The sequence below is a fragment of the uncultured Dechloromonas sp. genome (assembly GCF_945957265.1).
In the GTDB taxonomy this organism is placed as follows: domain Bacteria; phylum Pseudomonadota; class Gammaproteobacteria; order Burkholderiales; family Rhodocyclaceae; genus Azonexus.
The window spans coordinates 131463-149077 of record NZ_CAMFKO010000001.1 but is presented as its reverse complement, the minus strand read 5'-3'; the positions used below and the strand labels follow the sequence as shown (position 1 = coordinate 149077).

General features: G+C 67.6%; 15 protein-coding genes. 5 read left to right on the top strand and 10 right to left on the bottom strand.

Annotated features, from left to right (window positions below):
- The first annotated feature begins 129 nt into the window (after positions 1-129).
- Entirely contained in the window at positions 130-3354 is a 3225-nt protein-coding gene (locus Q0P59_RS00700; RefSeq protein WP_295002416.1) for an ABC transporter substrate-binding protein, read from the top strand.
- Positions 3355-3382: 28 nt separating this feature from the next.
- Here Q0P59_RS00700 and Q0P59_RS00695 read toward each other — a convergent pair whose 3' ends face one another.
- The 6 genes from Q0P59_RS00695 to Q0P59_RS00670 form a co-directional block, all read right to left on the bottom strand.
- The gene (locus Q0P59_RS00695; protein ID WP_295002415.1) at positions 3383-4621 is read right to left on the bottom strand and encodes a TolC family protein; all 1239 of its coding nucleotides are present in this window, start codon (positions 4619-4621) and stop codon (positions 3383-3385) included.
- Positions 4618-4920, bottom strand: a complete 303-nt coding sequence (locus tag Q0P59_RS00690; protein WP_295002414.1) for a DUF3240 family protein — start codon at positions 4918-4920, stop codon at positions 4618-4620. Before Q0P59_RS00690 ends, Q0P59_RS00695 begins: the two co-directional genes overlap by 4 nt.
- On the bottom strand, positions 4913-7999 hold the full coding sequence (locus Q0P59_RS00685) for a CusA/CzcA family heavy metal efflux RND transporter (RefSeq protein WP_295002413.1): 3087 nt from the start codon (positions 7997-7999) through the stop codon (positions 4913-4915). The genes Q0P59_RS00690 and Q0P59_RS00685 overlap by 8 nt, the downstream gene beginning before the upstream one ends.
- Entirely contained in the window at positions 7999-9075 is a 1077-nt protein-coding gene (locus Q0P59_RS00680; RefSeq protein WP_295002412.1) for an efflux RND transporter periplasmic adaptor subunit, read from the bottom strand. Before Q0P59_RS00680 ends, Q0P59_RS00685 begins: the two co-directional genes overlap by 1 nt.
- A gap of 74 nt (positions 9076-9149) precedes the next feature.
- On the bottom strand, positions 9150-10325 hold the full coding sequence (locus Q0P59_RS00675) for an MFS transporter (RefSeq protein ID WP_295002411.1): 1176 nt from the start codon (positions 10323-10325) through the stop codon (positions 9150-9152).
- A 106-nt stretch (positions 10326-10431) separates the two neighbouring features.
- Complete coding sequence (locus tag Q0P59_RS00670; RefSeq protein ID WP_295002410.1) at positions 10432-12492, bottom strand: TonB-dependent receptor; 2061 nt, start codon at positions 12490-12492, stop codon at positions 10432-10434.
- Positions 12493-12736: 244 nt separating this feature from the next.
- On the opposite strand from Q0P59_RS00670, the gene pcaC reads away from it, so the two are divergent.
- From pcaC to Q0P59_RS00650, 4 genes are all read left to right on the top strand, one after another.
- Entirely contained in the window at positions 12737-13132 is a 396-nt protein-coding gene (pcaC, locus tag Q0P59_RS00665; protein ID WP_295002409.1) for a 4-carboxymuconolactone decarboxylase, read from the top strand.
- A gap of 35 nt (positions 13133-13167) precedes the next feature.
- Positions 13168-13929, top strand: a complete 762-nt coding sequence (locus Q0P59_RS00660; protein WP_295002408.1) for a hypothetical protein — start codon at positions 13168-13170, stop codon at positions 13927-13929.
- A gap of 68 nt (positions 13930-13997) precedes the next feature.
- On the top strand, positions 13998-14807 hold the full coding sequence (locus Q0P59_RS00655; protein WP_295002407.1) for a ferredoxin--NADP reductase: 810 nt from the start codon (positions 13998-14000) through the stop codon (positions 14805-14807).
- Complete coding sequence (locus Q0P59_RS00650; RefSeq protein ID WP_295002406.1) at positions 14804-14998, top strand: hypothetical protein; 195 nt, start codon at positions 14804-14806, stop codon at positions 14996-14998. Before Q0P59_RS00655 ends, Q0P59_RS00650 begins: the two co-directional genes overlap by 4 nt.
- A gap of 74 nt (positions 14999-15072) precedes the next feature.
- Here Q0P59_RS00650 and Q0P59_RS00645 read toward each other — a convergent pair whose 3' ends face one another.
- Genes Q0P59_RS00645 through Q0P59_RS00630 form a run of 4 tightly spaced genes read right to left on the bottom strand, consistent with a single transcriptional unit; the run spans position 15073 to position 17568 of the window.
- Entirely contained in the window at positions 15073-15642 is a 570-nt protein-coding gene (locus Q0P59_RS00645) for a YceI family protein (RefSeq protein ID WP_295002405.1), read from the bottom strand.
- Positions 15643-15668: 26 nt separating this feature from the next.
- Complete coding sequence (locus Q0P59_RS00640; protein ID WP_295002404.1) at positions 15669-16220, bottom strand: YceI family protein; 552 nt, start codon at positions 16218-16220, stop codon at positions 15669-15671.
- 26 nt (positions 16221-16246) lie between these two features.
- Positions 16247-16771 carry a cytochrome b gene (locus tag Q0P59_RS00635; protein WP_295002403.1) on the bottom strand — a complete coding sequence of 175 codons (525 nt, stop codon included), beginning with the start codon at positions 16769-16771 and terminating at the stop codon, positions 16247-16249.
- Positions 16768-17568 carry a class III extradiol ring-cleavage dioxygenase gene (locus Q0P59_RS00630; protein ID WP_295002401.1) on the bottom strand — a complete coding sequence of 267 codons (801 nt, stop codon included), beginning with the start codon at positions 17566-17568 and terminating at the stop codon, positions 16768-16770. The genes Q0P59_RS00635 and Q0P59_RS00630 overlap by 4 nt, the downstream gene beginning before the upstream one ends.
- Positions 17569-17615 lie beyond the last annotated feature (47 nt).

Genomic DNA, 17615 nt, shown 5'->3' with positions numbered 1-17615 from the left:
ACCGGGCAAGGATCTCAGGGTGGGCGCGGCGATGGCGTCCGCTTGCCGATGCCCGGGGAGGTGGCAAGGCAGGGTGGAATTAATTTCCAATTTTTGATATATTTGTAAAATATGACTTCGCTGATTAAAATGATGCGTTTCTGGCTGCGCCTGTTTTTCCTGTTGTTGCTGGCCGTTCCGGTGGGGGCGGCGACGGCGCCGGTCGCCGAAAAGGTGAGCCTGCAGCTCAAGTGGCGGCATGCCTTCCAGTTCGCCGGTTACTACATGGCCAAGGAGCTGGGCTATTACCGGGCGGCCGGGCTGGAGGTCGAGTTTCGCGAGGCCGTGCCGGGCATGGATGTGGTGGCGGAGGTGATTTCCGGCCGCGCCACCTACGGCGTCGGAACGAGCAGCCTGATCCTGGAGCGCAAGGCCGGCAAGCCGGTCGTGGTGCTCGGGGTGATTTTCCAGCATTCGCCGCAGGTGCTGATCGTTCGCCAGGAAAGCGCGCTGCATACCGTGCATGCGGTTGCCGACAAGCGCATCATGCTCGAGCCGCATGCCGAGGAACTGCTCGCCTACCTTCGGCGCGAGGGCGTGCCGGTCGAGCGGATCAAGCTGCTGCCCCATTCCTTCGACGTCCGCGATCTGATCGACGGCAAAACCGATGCCATGTCGGCCTATACGACCAGCGAGCCGTATCCGCTGAACATGGCCGACTTCGCCTATGTCAGCTACACGCCGCGCTCGGCGGGGATCGATTTCTACGGCGACAACCTGTTCACCTCCGAGCGCGAGCTGCATCAGGCGAGCGCGCGGACCAGGGCCTTCCGGGAGGCGAGCATGCGCGGCTGGGAGTACGCCATGGCGCATCCGGAGGAAGCGATCGACCTGATCATCGGCAAGTACGCGCCGCACACCGAGCGCGAGTTCCTGCGTTTCGAAGCCGGGCGCATGGTGACGCTGCTCGCCACCGACCTGGTTTCGCCCGGCTACATGAATGCCGGCCGATGGCGGCACATCGCCGATACCTATGCCGAGATCGGCATGCTGCCGTCGAATTTTTCGCTGAGCGGCTTCCTCTACGACGGGGCGAGCGAGATCGACGTTCGCCGGTACTACGGCTATCTGGGTGTCGCGCTGGGCATCATCTGCCTGATCGGCGGCGTGCTTTTCTATGTCCTCCTGGTCAACCGGCGCGAAGCGCAGAGCAAGGTGCAGCTTGCCCTGCGGACGCAGGAGCTGCTCCTCCACAACCAGATTCTCGAACTGATCTCGCGGGGGGCGCCGCTGCCCGAGGTCCTGAAGGAACTGGCGCTGCGCGTCGAGCAGCTGCATCCGGGTTGCCTGTGTTCCATCCTGCTCCTCGACGACAGCGGAAAACACCTGAAGCACGGCGCGGCACCCAACCTGCCCGATTTCTACAATGCCGCCATTGACGGGCTGGCGATCGGCGATGGCGTCGGCTCCTGCGGAACGGCGGCCTACCGGGGCGAGCGCGTGGTGGTCGAGAATATCGGCACGCATCCCTATTGGGCGCCCTATCTCGAACTGGCCGGGCGGGCCGGACTGGGCGCCTGCTGGTCGCAGCCCTTCACCGGCCGCGATGGGCGCGTGCTCGGCACCTTTGCCGTTTACCGCCGCCAGCCGAGCAAGCCCACCGCGGCCGAGGTCGGGCAGATCCAGGATTACGCGAGCCTGGCCAAGCTGGCCGTCGAACGGCAGATCACCGAAAAGGCGCTCGCCCAGAGCCAGTCGCAATACCGGCTGATTGCCGAGAACAGCACCGACGTGATCTGGCTGATGGACTACCACACCATGCAGTTCAGCTATATCAGCCCTTCGGTGGAGCGCATGCGGGGCTGGAAGCCGGAGGAGATCATGGGCAAGCCGTGGACGGCGGCGCTGACGCCCAGGTCGGTGCAGCGGGTCGAGCTGATCATGCGCGAGAACATGGCGCGCCTGAAGGCCGGCGACATGTCGGCCCGTTTCGCCAAGGACGAGGTGGATCAGCCATGCAAGGACGGTCGCATCGTCCATGCCGAGGTGGCGACGACCGTGCTTCTCGACGCGCAGGGCCGGCCGAGCCAGATTCTCGGCATCACCCGCGATGTCACCGAGCGCCGGCGCGTCGAGGAGGAGCTCGACCAGTACCGCCAGCAGCTGGAACAGAAAGTCGAGGAACGGACGGCCGACCTGCTCGTCGCCAAGGAACTGGCGGAGGCCGCCAGCCGCGCCAAGACGACCTTCCTGGCCAACATGAGCCACGAACTGCGGACGCCGATGAACGCCATCATGGGCATGACCGACCTGGCCCTGCGCCGCGCCACCGACGAGCGCCAGCGCGACCAGCTGAGCAAGGTGGTGCGCGCCTCGGATCACCTGCTGGCGGTGATCAACGACATCCTCGACATCTCGAAGATCGAGGCGGATCGGCTGAGCCTCGAGAAGCTGCCCTTCCGGCTCGGCGAGGTTCTCGAAAACCTGCACAGCATGATCGGCGAAAAGGCCGCCGAAAAGGGGTTGTCGCTGGCCATCGACGTACCGCCGGCGCTGGCCGACATGTCCCTGTCGGGCGACGCGATGCGCCTGGGCCAGATATTGATCAATCTGGTCGGCAACGCGCTCAAGTTTACGCCGGCGGGTGCGGTGGAAGTCAGTGTCCAGCCGGGCGAGGAGCGGGATGGACACATCGTGCTGCGCTTCGCGGTGCGGGATACCGGGATCGGCATCGCCGAGGCGGACCAGCACCGGCTGTTCACCGCCTTCGAGCAGGCCGACGGTTCGACCACGCGCCAGTACGGCGGTAGCGGGCTCGGCCTGGCGATCTGCCGGCGGCTGGTCGAGTTGATGGGGGGCAGCATCGGGGTCAGCAGCACCCTCGGCGCCGGGAGCACCTTCTGGTTCACCGCGCGTTTCGAGCAGGTGGCGGAGCCGGACACGGCGGCATTCGCCATTCCCGCCAGCGGCGCCGAGGCGGACATCCTCGCTCGGCATCGGGGGGCGCGCGTCCTGCTGGTCGAGGACGAGCCGATCAACCAGGAGATCACCCGCGAACTGCTGCTCGGCGTCGGGCTGCGGGTCGATCTGGCGGCGGACGGCGAGGAAGCGGTCGAGCATGCCCGTTACACAGGGTACGCGCTGATCCTGATGGACATGCAGATGCCGAACATGAACGGCATCGATGCCACCCGGATGATCCGCACGCTGCCCGGGGGGCATGCGGTGCCGATCGTGGCGATGACCGCCAACGCCTTCAGCGAGGACCGTTTGCGCTGCCTCGACGCCGGCATGAACGACCATATCGGCAAGCCGGTGGAGTCGGCGCTGTTCTTCCGGACCGTGCTCCGCTGGCTCGACGGCGGGCAGCGCTGAACGAGCCGGTCCCGCCGGGCCGGGCGGGTCAGTCGAGATCCCACAGCCGATGCGCATCGAGCATCAGGCGGTAACGCAATTCGAGCGCATCGAGCTGGAGCAGGCGGGCCGAGAGCTGCGCCTCGTTGGCCAGTCGCCGGGCGGTCAGCAAGTCGTTCAGGCTGCCTTCGCCCAATTGATAGGCCCGTGCCGTCATGTCGGCGGCCCGGGTCAGCCGGTCGGCGGCCTGGCGCCCGGCCTGCCAGCCGGGTACGGCGGCTTGTGCCGCCTGGACCAGGGCGACCGCTTCGGCCACGATTTTCTGGCTGCTGGCGGCCTCGCGGCGTCCGGCCACCTCGGCCTGGGCCAGTGCCGCATCGCTGCTGGCCCGGCGGGCGGTGCCGGAGAGGGGGATGCTGACATAGGCGCCGACCACGCGTTCTTCGCCGGCGCGTTCCCGCGAAACATGCAGGCCGACGGTCGGGTCCGGCAAGCGGTCCCGGCTGCTGCGGCCGGCCATGATCTGGGCGCGCTGCGCCTCCTGGCGGGCCAGCCGGTATTCGTGGCTTTGCTCGAGGAGGGCGTTGATCCATTCCTCGTCGCTGCCGGGAATCGCTGTCGGCTCGCTCAGGCCGGCCGGGGCAACGACCGGCAGGCCCGGAAAGCGGCGCCGCAGGTCTTCGCCGGCGGTCTGCTGGCGAATGCGGGCCTGGACGCGCTGCGCCTCGGCCTGGGCCAGGGCAGCCTCGCTCTGGATGGCTTCGATGCGGGCGGCATCGCCGAGTTGCTGGCGGCGGCCGACCGATTTGCCCTGCTTTTCGAGCAAGGCCACCTGCTCGTCCCATTGCGCGGCGGCGGCGCTTTCCTTCAGCCAGCCGAACCACGCTTTCAGCAGCGCCCGGCTGGATTCGTGCAAGGCATCGCCGTAAGCGGTTTCGGCCAACGAGACGCCGGCGGCACCGAGCTCGGCGTCGATGCCGGCCTTTCCGGGCAGTCGGAAGGGCCGTTCGAGCGCCGCATTCCACTCATTGAAGCGCTCGTCGCCGGCTGTCGCCGGGCTGACGCGGCGCTGTTGGGCGCCGAGCCGGACCGACCATTCGTAGGCGCCGGCTTCGAGTCGCGTCCGATTGGCTTCCTCGACGCGAATCTGGCTGGCCGCGGCTTGGATGCCCGGATTGCCGCGCAGGACGCGGGCGACGACCTCGGTGGGCGGCAGGTCGGGCGGCGGCTCGGCGCTCAGGACATTGCCGCCGATGCCTGCCAATAGGAGCAGGGCGAAGCGTTTCACAGGCGTCCCGCCGCGATGACCGGGGTCATCCAGAAAAAAACGCTGGCGCGGGGCAACTGGCGCTTGATCAGGGCCAGCATCTCGCGCTTGTCCGCCTCGGGGCCGACGCTGCGGATGACGGTGCGCGGCGCGTGGCCGGCCACCAGCTCGGCATCCTCGAGCAGCGGCATGGCCGTGCCGTGGCCGTCGGCGGCCTGGGTGGTGAAGCCGGGAGCGAGATCGGGGCGCGACAGGAGCAGGTCTTCGACATGCCGGGCGACGTCGTCGGGCATGATCAGGGTGAGCAGGACATCAGCCATGGGATTTCTCGTTCAGTGAGCGTGCCGGAACCATGCCGAAGCGCCGGAACAGGATGGGAAGCAGGATCAGGGTCAGCGCGGTCGAGGTCAGCAGGCCGCCGATGACGACGATGGCCAGCGGGCGCTGCACCTCGGCGCCGGGGCCGCTGGCGAAGAGCATGGGGAGCAGGCCGAAGGCGGCGATGCTGGCGGTCATCATCACCGGGCGCAGGCGGCGCCTGGCGCCCTCGGCCACCGCCTCGGCGACGGGCAGGCCGCGCGCCAGCAACTGGTTGAAGTAGCTGACCATCACCACGCCGTTGAGCACCGCGATGCCGAGCAGGGCGATGAAGCCGACCGAGGCCGGCACGGAGAGGTACTCGCCGGCGATCAGCAGGCCGAAAACGCCGCCGATCATGGCGAACGGGATGTTGGAGAGGACCAGCAGCGCCTGGCGCACCGAGCGGAAGGTGGAAAAGAGCAGGAAGAAGATGAGCAGCAGGGCGACAGGCACCACGATCATCAGGCGGGCGGCGGCCCGTTGCTGGTTTTCGAACTGGCCGCCCCAGGCCAGGCGGTAGCCTTTGGGCAGCTTGACCTCGCGTTCGACGGCGGCCCGTGCGTCGTCGACGAAACCGACCAGGTCGCGGTCGCGAACGTTGGACTGGACGACGACGTAGCGTTGGGCGTTTTCGCGGTCCACCTTGACCGGGCCATCGACGCGCTGGATGCGCGCCACGTCGGCCAGCGGCACGCTGCCGCCGTCGGGCAGCGACAGGCGCAGGGCCTCGAAGTCGGCCGGCGAGGCGCGCAGGCTGGCCGGGCCGCGCAGGACGACGGGGGTGCGCCGCCCCTGTTCGATGACGGTGCCGACGTTGCGTCCTTCGAGCAGCGCCTTCAGATCGTTCTGGACGGCGTCGACATTGAGCCCGAGGCGGCCGGCGGCCAGCCGGTCGACGGCGACCTTCAGGTATTGCACGCCATCGTTCTTCAGCGTGAAGGTATCTTCGGCGCCGCGCAGCTTCCTGACCGTCGTTTCGATGTCGCGGGCCAGGCGGTTCAGCGTCGCCAGATCGGGGCCGAAGATCTTGATCGCCAGGTCGCCGCGCACGCCGGTCAGCATTTCCGATACCCGCATGTCGATGGGCTGGGTGAAGGCATAGCCGATGCCGGGGAAATCGGCCATCACCGCGCGCAAGCGGTCGGCCAGCCAGGCCGGGTCGGGATTGCGCCAGGTATCGCGCGGCTGGAGGACCATGAAGGTGTCGGTCTGGTTGAGGCCCATCGGGTCGAGGCCCAGTTCGTCCGAGCCGGCCCGGGCGACGATGGCCTTCACTTCCGGCACCTGGGCCAGGATCGCCTGTTGCACGGCGGTATCGATGGCGACGGTCTGCTCGATGCCGATGGAGGGCAGTTTCTCCAGTTGCATGATCAGGTCGCCCTCGTCCATGGTCGGCATGAAGCTCTTGCCCAGCCAGCCGAAGGCGCCGGCGGCGGCGGCCAGGGCGAGCAGGGCGGCGACGACGTAGCTCTGGCTGCGGCTCAGCGCCGAGGCGAGCACGCGCTCGTAGATCGCCGACATCCGGCGCACCAGCCAGGGTTCGTGGCGCACGCCGCGCCGGATCAGCGCCGCCGCCAGCACCGGCACGACGGTCAGCGACAGCAGCAGCGACGAGGCGAGCGCGAAGACGATGGTCAGCGCCACCGGGCCGAACATCTTGCCTTCCAGCCCCTGCAGCGTGAGCAGCGGCAGGAAGACGAGGATGATGATGACGATGCCCGAAGCCACCGGCACGGCGACCTCGCGGGCGGCGCGGAAGATCAGGTGCAGCGTCGGCAGGTTGTCCGGGCCTTCGGCAAGCTGGTTCTCGACGTTCTCGACGACGACCACGGCGGCATCGACCAGCATGCCGATGGCGATGGCCAGCCCGCCCAGGCTCATCAGGTTGGCCGACAGCCCGGACAGGCGCATGAGAATGAAAGTGGCGAGAGCCGACAGCGGCAGCATCAGGGCGACGACCAGGGCGGCGCGCAGGTTGCCGAGAAAGGCCAGGAGCAGCAGCACGACGAGGACGATGGCTTCGAGCAAGGCCCTGGAGACGGTGCCGACCGCCCGGTCGACCAGGTTGCTGCGGTCGTAGAAGGGCTCCACGGTGACGCCGGCCGGCAGGCCGGGGGCGATCTCGGCCAGGCGGGCCTTGACGCCGGCGACGACGGCTTGCGCGTTGGCGCCGCGCAGGCCGAGGACCAGCCCCTCGACGGCTTCGCCGCGTCCGCTCCGGGACACCGCGCCGTAGCGGGTGAGGGCGCCGAAGCGCACCTCGGCGACGTCGCCGACGCGGACGACCCGGCCATCCCGCGCCTGGAGCACGATGGCGCGCACGTCGTCGAGATGACGGATGGCGCCTTCGGCACGGACGAGCAGCGACTCCTCGCCGTCGGCCAGGCGTCCGGCCCCGTCGTTGCGGTTGTTCGCCTCGAGGACGCCCTGCAGATCCTTCAGCGACAGGCCGCGGGCGGCCAGCAGCCGGGGATTGGGCACCACCTCGAAAGTCCGCACCTCGCCGCCCAGGCTGTTGACGTCGGCGACGCCGGGTATGGTGCGCAACTGAGGGCGGATCACCCAGTCGAGCAGGGCCCGTTTGTCGGCCAGCGGCAGATCGCCTTCGATGGTGAACATGAACATCTCGCCGAGCGGCGTGGTGATCGGCGCCATGCCCCCGGCGACACCCGGCGGCAGGTTGCCCATGGCCGCCGCCAGCCGTTCGCCGACCTGCTGGCGCGCCCAGTAGATGTCGGTGCCGTCGGCGAAATCGATGGTGATGTCGGTCAGCGCATACTTGGAGACGGAGCGCAGCAGGCGCTGGTGCGGGATGCCCAGCATTTCCTGCTCGACCGGCACGGCAATGCGCGTCTCGACCTCTTCCGGCGTCATGCCGGGCGCTTTCAGGATGATCTTGACCTGGGTAGTCGATACATCGGGAAAGGCGTCGATGGGCAGCCCGAGAAAGGCCTCGATCCCGGCGCCGACGAGCAGCCCGGTGAGTACCAGGACGAGCAGGCGCTGGGTCAGCGAAAAACGGATCAGGGCGGCCAGCATTATTCTTTCCCGACCCCGGTGAGCATGGCTTTCAGCGCCGAAACGCCTTTCACCGCCACCCGTTCGTTGGCCTTGATGCCCTCGACGGCGACCGTCTCGCCCCCCTGGCTGACGACGCGCAGGGGGCGCGCCGCGAAACTGGCGCCCTGGTCGTCGCTGCTAACCTGAACAAAGGCGAAGGTCTTTCCGTCGTGGCGGAACAGCGCCGCGGCGGGCAGGCGCTGGCCCGTCCGGTCGGCACCGGCCAGTTCCACCTCGACGACCTGGCCCGGGGTCAGCGTTTCCGCTCCCTTGCTCACCGCAGCCCGCAGCAGGACGCTCTGGCTCGCGCTGTCGACCACCCGGCCGACCGCGATCAGCTTGCCGCTCACCGCCGAGTTGGCCAGCTTGACCGGCATGCCTTCGCGCAAGCCCGCCGCCAGGCCGAGCGGCGCCTGGATTTCCAGCCACAGCGGCGACAGGCGGGCGATGCGGTAGATCGGCGCCGAGGCCTCGACGCGCTGCCCCAGCTGCGCAGCCTGCTCGAGCACGATGCCATCGATCGGGGCGAGCAGCGACAAGGGCCCGCCCAGCTTGCCCGGCGCGATACCGGCCAGCGCCAGGCCCTGCCGGCGTTCGCTGGCCTGCGCCCCGGCCTGGGCGGCAGCGGCGCGGGTGGCCTGCAGTCGCGATTCGGCGATCAGCCCCTCGGCGAACAACTGCTCGTCGCGTTTCAGGTTCTGCTGCAGCAAGGCCGACTGGCTGCCCGCCTGCAGGGCGTCGCGCTGCAGTTCGAGCGCCTGCGGGCTGGCCAGCCGGGCCACCACCTGGCCGCGCCTGACGCTGGCGCCGGGGGCGACGGCGAGCAGCTCGATCATGCCGCCAACCGGGGCGGCAACGACGCGCATCTGTTCGTTGGGCACGACGACGCGGGCGGGCAGGCCGCCCGGGCGGCCGTCGTCGGCAGCGCCGACCGTTTGCGTGGCGATGCCCAGCGCCTTGAGCTGGGCGGCCTGCAGGGTTAGCGTTTCGGCCGGGCTGGCGGGCGGGCTGGCGAGCGCCAGCAGCAGGAAATACGGGCTAAGACGGGCGTGCATGACAGGTTCCGATGTGAGTCGGAAACGAGTCTAGCGGCGCCGGATTAAGCCTCCCTTAAGAGGCCGGCCGGCTGTCAATCGGCGCGTTGAACCGGCAGCACCCACCAGGCCATCAACAGCGCGGCGAGCAGCGCGCAAGCGCCGGAAAAGGCGAATGCCAGCCAGCTGGCCACGCCCTGCCACAGCCAGCCGAAGACCAGCGAGGCCGGCAGCAGCATGAGGCCGGCGGTCAGGTTGAACCAGCCGAAGGCCGTTCCCTGCCGGTCGGCCGGCGCCAGGTCGGCGACCAGCGCCTTCTCGACGCCTTCCGTGGCCGCCATGAACAGGCCGTAGAAACCGAACAGCGCGAACAGCCAGAGGCCGTCGCTGGCCAGGCTGCCGAGCGTGACATAGAAAATGGCATAGGCCAGGTAGCCGCCGACCAGCAGGCGGCGGCGCCCGAAGCGGTCGGAGAGCGCCGACAGCGGCGTGGAAAAGACCGTGGCGACAGCCGAAATGGCGGCCCACAGCAAGGGAATCTGGGCTTCGCCGACGCCCAGCTCGCGGGCCCGCAGGAGCAGGAACATGTTCGACGAATTGCCCAGCGTGAACAGCGCGACGACGACCAGGTAGCGCCGGAGAGGCGGCGGCATGTCGTTCAGCCGCCAGTCGAACGGCCGGTGGGGGACGGCTTCGTGGGCCGGCTCGCGTATCGCCGTCGCCAGCAGCAGGCACAGGATGGCCGGCACCAGCGACCACAGGAAGACATCGCGCAGCGCCATGCCGCCGGCCAGCAGGGCGGCCGCGACGAGCGGGCCGACGATGGCGCCGGCGTTGTCCATGGCGCGGTGCAGGCCGAAGGCGAGGCCGCGCTGCGCGGCGGGAACGCTGGCGGCGAGCAGCGCGTCGCGCGGCGATGAGCGCAGGCCCTTGCCGATGCGGTCGGCAAAACGGATGCAGAGCAGGGCCGGCCAGGCGGTGACGAAGGCGATCAGCGGCCGGGCGAAGCCGGCCAGGGCGTAGCCGAAGACGATCCACGGCTTGGCGCGCCGGGTGCGGTCGACCACCACCCCCGAGAACAGCTTGAGCAGGCTGGCCGTCGCCTCGGCGATGCCCTCGATCAGGCCGAGCACCCGGGGTCCGGCCATCAGCACGGAGGCCAGGTAGATCGGGATCAGCGGATACAGCATGTCGCTGGCGGCATCGTTGATCAGGCTGATCAGACCGATGAACCAGACGGTGCGGGGCAGGGAGCGGAGCGTGGCAAGCATGGCGGCCGACAGCATGCCAGAAGGCGGCTGCCTTGTGTGCGCCGGCAAGGGCTTCCGTGCGCCAGCCCCGGCGCATGGGGGCGCCTGGGCTGCGGGGCGTGAGGTGTTACATCTTCAGGTTGAGCGAGGCATAGACCGAGCGGCCGGCGCCGGGCGAGAACATCGGCTGGTACGAGCCGGCCGGGTAGAAGAAGTTGTCGTACCAGGCATATTCGTACTTGCGGTCGAACATGTTCCGCACCTGCAGGTCGATACCGACATGCTTGCTCAGCGCGTAGTGCACGCCGCCGTCGAACAGCACGTAGCCGCCGTACTTGCCCTGGCTGTTCTGGTCGTCAATGTAATAGTTGCCCTGGGCGCGGCCCTGCAGGTCGAAGCGCAGGCTTTCGGTGGCCTGGTAGTCGACGCCGAGGTTGGTGATGGTGCGCGGGGTCGAGAAGACCTCCTTGCCGATCAGCGATGTGCCGCCCGCGCTGTAGCCGCCGACGATCTTCGCCTCCTGGTAGGCATGCGAGAACCACAGTTTGACCTTGTCGGCGAGGTGGGTGGTGATCTGGAAATCGACTCCCTTGCGCCGTGTTTCGCCCAGGTTCTGGGTCGTGCCGGCGCTCGGCAGGTTGGCCACTTCGTCGGTCGCGTCCTGTTGCCAGATGGCGATGCGCGCCTCGGTGCGTTCCAGCGGGCGGAACCTGGTGCCGAGCTCGATCCCGGTGTTGATCGAGGGCCTGACGGTGGCGGTGCCGGGCAGCAGGTAGGCCGGGTTGCGCGAACCGGTCACCACCTGGAAGCTGCGCCCCCAGTTGCCGTAGAGGCTGAAGGCGGGCGACGGGCTGTAGACGACGCTCAGCTTGGGCTGGTTGATCCAGCCGTAGTCCTGCAGCGGGTAGGTCTGACCGGTGGCGTTGAGCGTGCTGTGGCCCTTGAACGTGTCGGTGCGGATCGCCGGCACGATCTTCCAGGCGTCGCCCGGTTTGATGATCGCCTGGATATAGGCGCCGAAATTGTCCAGGGTGTAGCTGTCGTCGTTGGGCGTCGAGGCCGGCGTCGAGAAATCGCTCGGCAGCGCGTAGGCGTAGCGGTAGCGCTGGTAGCGGTTGTTCTGGTGCTCGTAGTTGAAGCCCCCTTCGACGGCCAGCATCCTGCTCGACTGCCAGGTTAGCGTGTTGGTCCAGCCGGTATGCTCCTCGTTCCACAGCCGGCGCTGGCGGGGCAGGGTGCTGCCGGCATAGCCGCTGTAGGTGACGCGGCGGTCGTCCTCGATGGCGTTGTAGTACAGCTTGCCGCTGTAGGCGAGGCTGGGCGCGATCTGGTAGTCGAGGTGCCCGCTGAGTTGCTGCATGTCGCGGTTGTCATGGTCGTTGCCGTTCCGGGCCGGCGACTGGAAGCGGTTGGCGCCCAGTTCGGCGGCCGTCAGGTAGCCGGCGGATTCCGCCTCCTGGCGGTAGATGCGGGCGATCAGGCCGGCCTTCAGGTCGCCGGCGTCGGAGGTGTAGAACCACTTGCCGCCGAGGCTGTATTTCTCCGACCGGGAATGGTCGCGGTAGCCGTCGGTATCCTGCTTGGCCACGAAGTAGTTTTGTGCGAAGCCGCCGGATTCGCGGCCGAGGGCGGCCTGCAGCTCCCGGGTGTTGAAGCTGCCATAGGTCAGGCGCCCGTCGAGATGGTTGCCGCCCTGGCGGGTGGCGACGTTGATGTTGCCGCCGATGTTGTGCAGGCCGTAGCGCGGGTCGTTGGTGCCGCGCACGACTTCGACGTAGTCGATGTCGAGCGGGAAGATCATGTCCAGGTAGCGCATGTTGCCGCTATTGACGTTGCTCGGCACGCCATCGATCAGCAGCTTGATGCCGTTGATGTAGCCTTCGCCGTTGAAGGCGCGGAACGACGGCTTGCCGGATTCGGCGCCGAGGCGGAATTCGGTCAGCTGGACGCCCGGCATCTGGCCGATCAGTTCCCAGCTGTTGGCGACGTTCTTGTCCTTGACCCGCTCGGCGCCCATGACGTCGACCGAGGTCAGGATGCTGCGCGTCGGCAGGGTGCCGGTGTTGCCGGAATTGACCGTCACTTCGCCGAGAACGACCGTGGACTCCTGTGCCTGGACGCCGCTGAGCGCCAGGGCGAGCAGCCAGGCGAGCCGGCTCGGCCTGAATTTGCCGTGTGTTGATTGCATTGCTGAACCCCGCAGGTTTTTCCTGGAAAGGGCGAATGCTACCGAAGGCCGGGAGACGCCCGGTGCGACATGGTGTCGCGCGACGAAATGCCGCAGGCGGCCTTGCGAAACGACTGATGTGCATCATTTTCCCGGCCGCTGTCTTCGGGCAGGCGCACGCCCCGGGAATCGCCAGGGCGCTGGCCGGCTGACCGGGATCGGCCGAGAATGCCGTTTTTGCTTCTTATGGATGGAAAGGAAAAGCATGCGCGACGAGCAATTCGAACAAGGGCTGGCGATGCGCCGGCGGGTGATGGGCGAGGCCTTTGTCGACAAGGCCTTCGCCGGCGTCGATGCCTTCACGGCGCCGCTGCAGGAATTCGTCACGCGCAACGCCTGGGGAACAACCTGGTGTCGCGACGGGCTGGACCTCCGGACGCGCAGCCTGCTCACCCTGTCGATGCTGACCGCCCTGGGGCGGGCGCACGAGATCAAGGGCCATGTCCGCGGCGCGATCAACAACGGCGCCAGCGTCGGCGACATCCAGGAAACCCTGCTGCACGCCGCGATCTATTGCGGCATGCCCCTGGCCATCGATGCCTTCCGCTCGGCGCACGAGGTGCTGCTGGACATGGGCTGCCTGACGGAAGGGCCGGCCTGAGCATTGCCGGCGGGGCGAACGGGTATGATGCATCCATGATCTCCGGAAAACACCTGCCGCTGCTGCTGACGCTGTTGTCGGTCTTCCCGGTGCCGGCCGTGGCCGACGCGTCGCGGCCGGGCGGGGCGGAGGGCGTGGGCGAGGCCGGCGAGGCGTGGGCTTTCAAGCTGACGCCGTCCTACTACGCCACGACCAACCAGCATTCCGCCACCGACCTCAACCTGCGCGCCAATGGCGGGGCGCATGCGTTCTGGCTCGGCCATTACCGGCGCGGCGCCGAGTTCGAGCAGACGCGGACCGGCTACGAGTTCACCCTCGAAACCGCATACGCCCGGCTCATACCCTCCCTGCAGCTGGCGACCCACGGCTTTGCCGGGATGGCGGGCAACCTGGAAATCGGCACCTCGGTCTATGCCTTGCTGGGCTATGGCCGGACCAACGCCAGGGATTACTACAACCTGAACTTCGACCCCAACGATTCGGTCGTTTACGGGCTCGGCACGAGACTGATCCCCGGCGCCAACCTGTCCCTCTATACCGTCAGGGACAATCGCCTGCATACCGAACAGGCGGTCACCCATCTGGTTGCGCGCACGCAGTGGGCGGATCGCCAGCGCCTGACGGTCGATCTCTTCGAGAAAAGCGGCCGCGAAGCCGAGGATGCGCCCAGGCTTTCAGGTCATGGCGTAGCGCTGACCTACGACTATCGCGATGTGTTTTTGCGCGTGGCACGGGATCACAGGGTCAATTTCTCGGCGGAGAACCAGTCGCGCATCTCGCTCGGGTTGCGCTTCTGACATTCGGCGGCGCAACTCCCGGAAGCCGGCAAGGTCGAATTTGCTGGATAGGCTCCGAGGACTTCACCATGAAGTTTGCAACGAACTTTCGTCCCGGCGTGGCGCCGCTGCCGACCGACAAGGCCACGCTGGAAGATGTGCTGTCGATTCGCCCGTGGTGCGACAAGCTGCTGTCGTTCCGGACCACGCGCAGCCGGAGTTTCCGTTTCCAGCCGGGGCAGTTCGTCCGGCTCGGGCTGGCGGGCGCCACCGGGGATGTCGTGTGGCGGCCCTACTCGATGGTGTCGGCCAGCTACGACGAATACCTGGAGTTTTTCTCCATCCTGGTCCCCGACGGCGCATTTTCGGAGCGACTGGCCCGGCTCGGCGTCGGCGAGCCGATTTACGTCGAGAAAGCGCCCTACGGCTATCTGACGACCAGCCGCTTTGTCGGCGGCCAGGACTTGTGGTTGCTGGCCAGCGGCACCGGGCTGGCCCCGTTCCTGTCCATCCTGCGCGACCCCGAGGTCTGGGGGCAGTATGAAAACATCGTGCTGGCCTACAGCGCGCGCCTGGCGAAGGAGCTGGCCTACCAGGAAGAAATCGCGGCGCTGGCGGGCGATGCGCTGTTCGCCGGCGAAAAGGCCAGGCTGCACTACGTGCCCATCGTGACCCGCGAGGCGGTTCCCGGTTGGCTGGGGCAGCGCCTGAACGTGCTGCTGGGCGACGGATCGCTGGAAAGGCGGGTCGGTTTGCCCATCGACCGCGAGCGCTCGCGCCTGCTGATCTGTGGCAACCCGCAGATGCTCGACGACGTGCGCGCCATCCTGCAAACGCGCGGCCTGCGCCCCGACCGCAGCCGCGAGCCGGGCAACTTCGCCAGCGAGAACTACTGGTGAGCTCAGCCGACGACGAACTGCTGCCGGGCGCTGTCTATCTGGTCGAGCTGTGCAGCGGCGAGCAGCGCCACTGGCGCTATCTCGGCCCGCCCGGAGCGGAGAACCCGCGCTGGCAGGATGTCGAGACAGGCAGCGAATTCGGCGAAACGAGCCTGCTGTATGCGTGGAGGATCGTTCGGCGGTTGGGGTGAGGGCAGTGCTTGCCGGTGCTCCATGAAAAACGCCGGCCAGGCGGCCGGCGTTCCGTGGGGGAGGAAAATCCCGCTTATTCCTTGATCGCTTCGATCGCCACGTCGATGCGCACGTCGTCGCCGACGTACGGCGCGTACTTGCCGGCGTTGAATTCGGAACGCTTGACCACGGTCCAGGCGTTGGCGCCGATGGCGTCCTTCTTCAGCATCGGGTGCGGCATGGCCTGGAAGGAGGTGACGGTCAGGGTGACCGGCTTGGTGACGCCCTTCAGGGTCAGGTTGCCTTCGATCTTGGCCGGCTTGTCGCCTTCGAAGACGACCTTGGTGGACTTGAAGGTGGCGGTCGGATACTTGGCGGTGTCGAGGAAGTCTTCGCCCTGGATGTGCTCGTTGAAAACGTCGGAGCCGGTGTCGACCGACTTGGCGTCGATCACGATGTCGACCGAGCCGGTCTTGGCGACCTTGTCGAAGACGACCTTGCCGCTGTTCTTGTTGAAGCGCGAGAGCTGGGTCGAGTAGCCGAAGTGGCTGTACGAGAAGCGCGAGAAGGTGTGGGTGCCGTCGGCGACGAAGGTTTCCGGCGCGGCGAAGGCCGGCGCGGCGGCAGCGATGGCGAGGGCGAGGGTGGCGAGTTGCTTGTTCATGGTGATTTCTCCGATTGAGGTTGGGATTACTTGCTGGTGGCGGTGATGCGGAACTTGATCAGGACGTCGTTGGCGACGATGTCGAACTTGGCCCAGGAGCCTTCGCCGATGGTGAAGTCGGCGCGGCGGATGGTGAAGCTGCCGTCGAACACGCCGCTGTTGCCCTGGGCGGTGAAGGTGGCGGGAACGACGACATCCTGCGTCTTGCCCTTGATGGTCAGCTGGCCGGCGACTTCGTACTTGTTGCCGCCGAGAGGCTTGACGGTGCCGGAGACGAAGCGGGCGGTCGGGAAGGCCTTGGTGTTGAACCACGGCTTGCCGGCGACTTCCTGGTCGCCTTCCGGGGCGCCGGTGTCGACGCTGGCCAGGTCGACATCGAAGGTCGCCTTGGCGGCAGCCGGCTTGGCCGGGTCGAAGGTCAGCTGGCTGGCGAATTTCTTGAACTTGCCATCGACGGCGACGCCCATCTGCTTGTAGACGAAATTGATGGCGCTCTTGTCCGGCTGGACCTGGGTGTATTCGGTGGCCTGGGCCGAGATGGCGCCGGCCAGGGCAAGGGCGAGAATGATTTTCTTCATGTCGGTTCTCCGTTTGGGGTGGGGTGTCAGTGCTTGGGCAGCATCCGGGTCAGGATGTCGTCCTTGTCGATGAAGTGGTGCTTCAGGGCGGCGCCGATGTGGCCGGCCAGCACGGCGACGAAGAGCAGGTTCAGGCTCTTGTGCACCAAGGCCAGCAGGTCGCCGACTTCCTTGTTCTTGTCGAGCAGGTCGGGGATGGGCAGCAGGCCGAAATACACGGTCTGGAAGCCTTTGGCCGAGCTCATCAGCCAGCCGGACAGCGGGATGGCGATCATCAGCACGTAGAGCAGCAGGTGGCCGGCGTGGGCGGCGAACTGCATCAGCTTCGGCATGCTGTCGGGCAGCGCCGGCGGCCGATTGGCAAAGCGCCACAGCAGCCGGAAGCCGACGAGCAGGAAGGCGGTGACGCCGGCCCACTTGTGCCACGAATAGAGCTTCAGCTTGTCCGGCGACAGCGGCAGGTCGTGCATGTAGAAGCCGAGGGCGAGCAGGCCGAAGAGCAGGATGGCCATCAGCCAGTGCAGGGCCTTGGCGGTCTTGGTGTAGTTCATGCGGGTTCTCCTTGTTCGAAGGCGTAAGCGTCCATGGCGATCACGTAGTCGTCGATGCCGGCATGGAATCGTTGGCTGCGGGGATGGCCGCCGCCGGCACCGAGTGCGACATGAAAGGGCAGCAGATGTTCCTCGCTGGGGTGCGCCTGCATGCCGCCCGGCGCCTGGCGGCGGTAGTCGAGCAGGGCCGGCAGGTTGCCGGCAGTGGTCTGCGTTGCCAGCCAGTCGGCGAATTCGCGGACGTAGGCCGGGGTCTGCCCGCCGCTCGAGGCGGCCTGGTAGTCGCGCAGGTTGTGCGTGATGCTGCCCGAGCCGACGATCAGGAATCCCCGGGCTGCCAGCGGAGCCAGGGCGCGGCCGAGGGCGTAGGCCTGTTCCGGGCCGCCGCGGCTTTGTACCGAGAGCGGGACGACGGGCACTTCGGCATCGGGGAACATCAGGCGCAAGGGCACCCAGGCGCCGTGGTCCAGGCCGCGGGTGGCGTCGGTGGCGACCGGCAGGCCGGCCTGTTCCAGGGCGGCAACCACTTCGCGCGAGGCTTCGGGGCAACCGGTGGCCGGGTAGCGGATGGCGTACAGTGCTTCCGGAAAGCCCCAGAAGTCGTGGATGGTTTCCAGCTTCTCGGCAAAGCCGACGGTCGGCACGGCGGTGTCCCAATGCGCGCTGACGATGACGATGGCGCGCGGCAGCTGCAAGGTCGCCGCCTTGGCGACCAGCGCGGCGCCGGCAGCCCCCGGGCGCAGCGCAAAAGTGGGTGCGCCGTGCGGTACGAAGAGGGCGGGTTGGATCGGGTTCATGACATCACTCCGTTTGCGATGGACGTACTGTATGCTCGTTTGTTGGT

Coding starts and splice junctions, on each gene's coding strand:
- Q0P59_RS00700 (WP_295002416.1), top strand. CDS start 130: ATGATGCGTTTCTGGCTGCGCCTGTTTTTCCTGTTGTTGCTGGCCGTT.
- Q0P59_RS00690 (WP_295002414.1), bottom strand. CDS start 4,920: ATGGCTGATGTCCTGCTCACCCTGATCATGCCCGACGACGTCGCCCGG.
- Q0P59_RS00685 (WP_295002413.1), bottom strand. CDS start 7,999: ATGCTGGCCGCCCTGATCCGTTTTTCGCTGACCCAGCGCCTGCTCGTC.
- Q0P59_RS00680 (WP_295002412.1), bottom strand. CDS start 9,075: ATGCACGCCCGTCTTAGCCCGTATTTCCTGCTGCTGGCGCTCGCCAGC.
- Q0P59_RS00675 (WP_295002411.1), bottom strand. CDS start 10,325: ATGCTTGCCACGCTCCGCTCCCTGCCCCGCACCGTCTGGTTCATCGGT.
- Q0P59_RS00670 (WP_295002410.1), bottom strand. CDS start 12,492: ATGCAATCAACACACGGCAAATTCAGGCCGAGCCGGCTCGCCTGGCTG.
- pcaC (WP_295002409.1), top strand. CDS start 12,737: ATGCGCGACGAGCAATTCGAACAAGGGCTGGCGATGCGCCGGCGGGTG.
- Q0P59_RS00660 (WP_295002408.1), top strand. CDS start 13,168: ATGATCTCCGGAAAACACCTGCCGCTGCTGCTGACGCTGTTGTCGGTC.
- Q0P59_RS00655 (WP_295002407.1), top strand. CDS start 13,998: ATGAAGTTTGCAACGAACTTTCGTCCCGGCGTGGCGCCGCTGCCGACC.
- Q0P59_RS00645 (WP_295002405.1), bottom strand. CDS start 15,642: ATGAACAAGCAACTCGCCACCCTCGCCCTCGCCATCGCTGCCGCCGCG.
- Q0P59_RS00640 (WP_295002404.1), bottom strand. CDS start 16,220: ATGAAGAAAATCATTCTCGCCCTTGCCCTGGCCGGCGCCATCTCGGCC.
- Q0P59_RS00635 (WP_295002403.1), bottom strand. CDS start 16,771: ATGAACTACACCAAGACCGCCAAGGCCCTGCACTGGCTGATGGCCATC.
- Q0P59_RS00630 (WP_295002401.1), bottom strand. CDS start 17,568: ATGAACCCGATCCAACCCGCCCTCTTCGTACCGCACGGCGCACCCACT.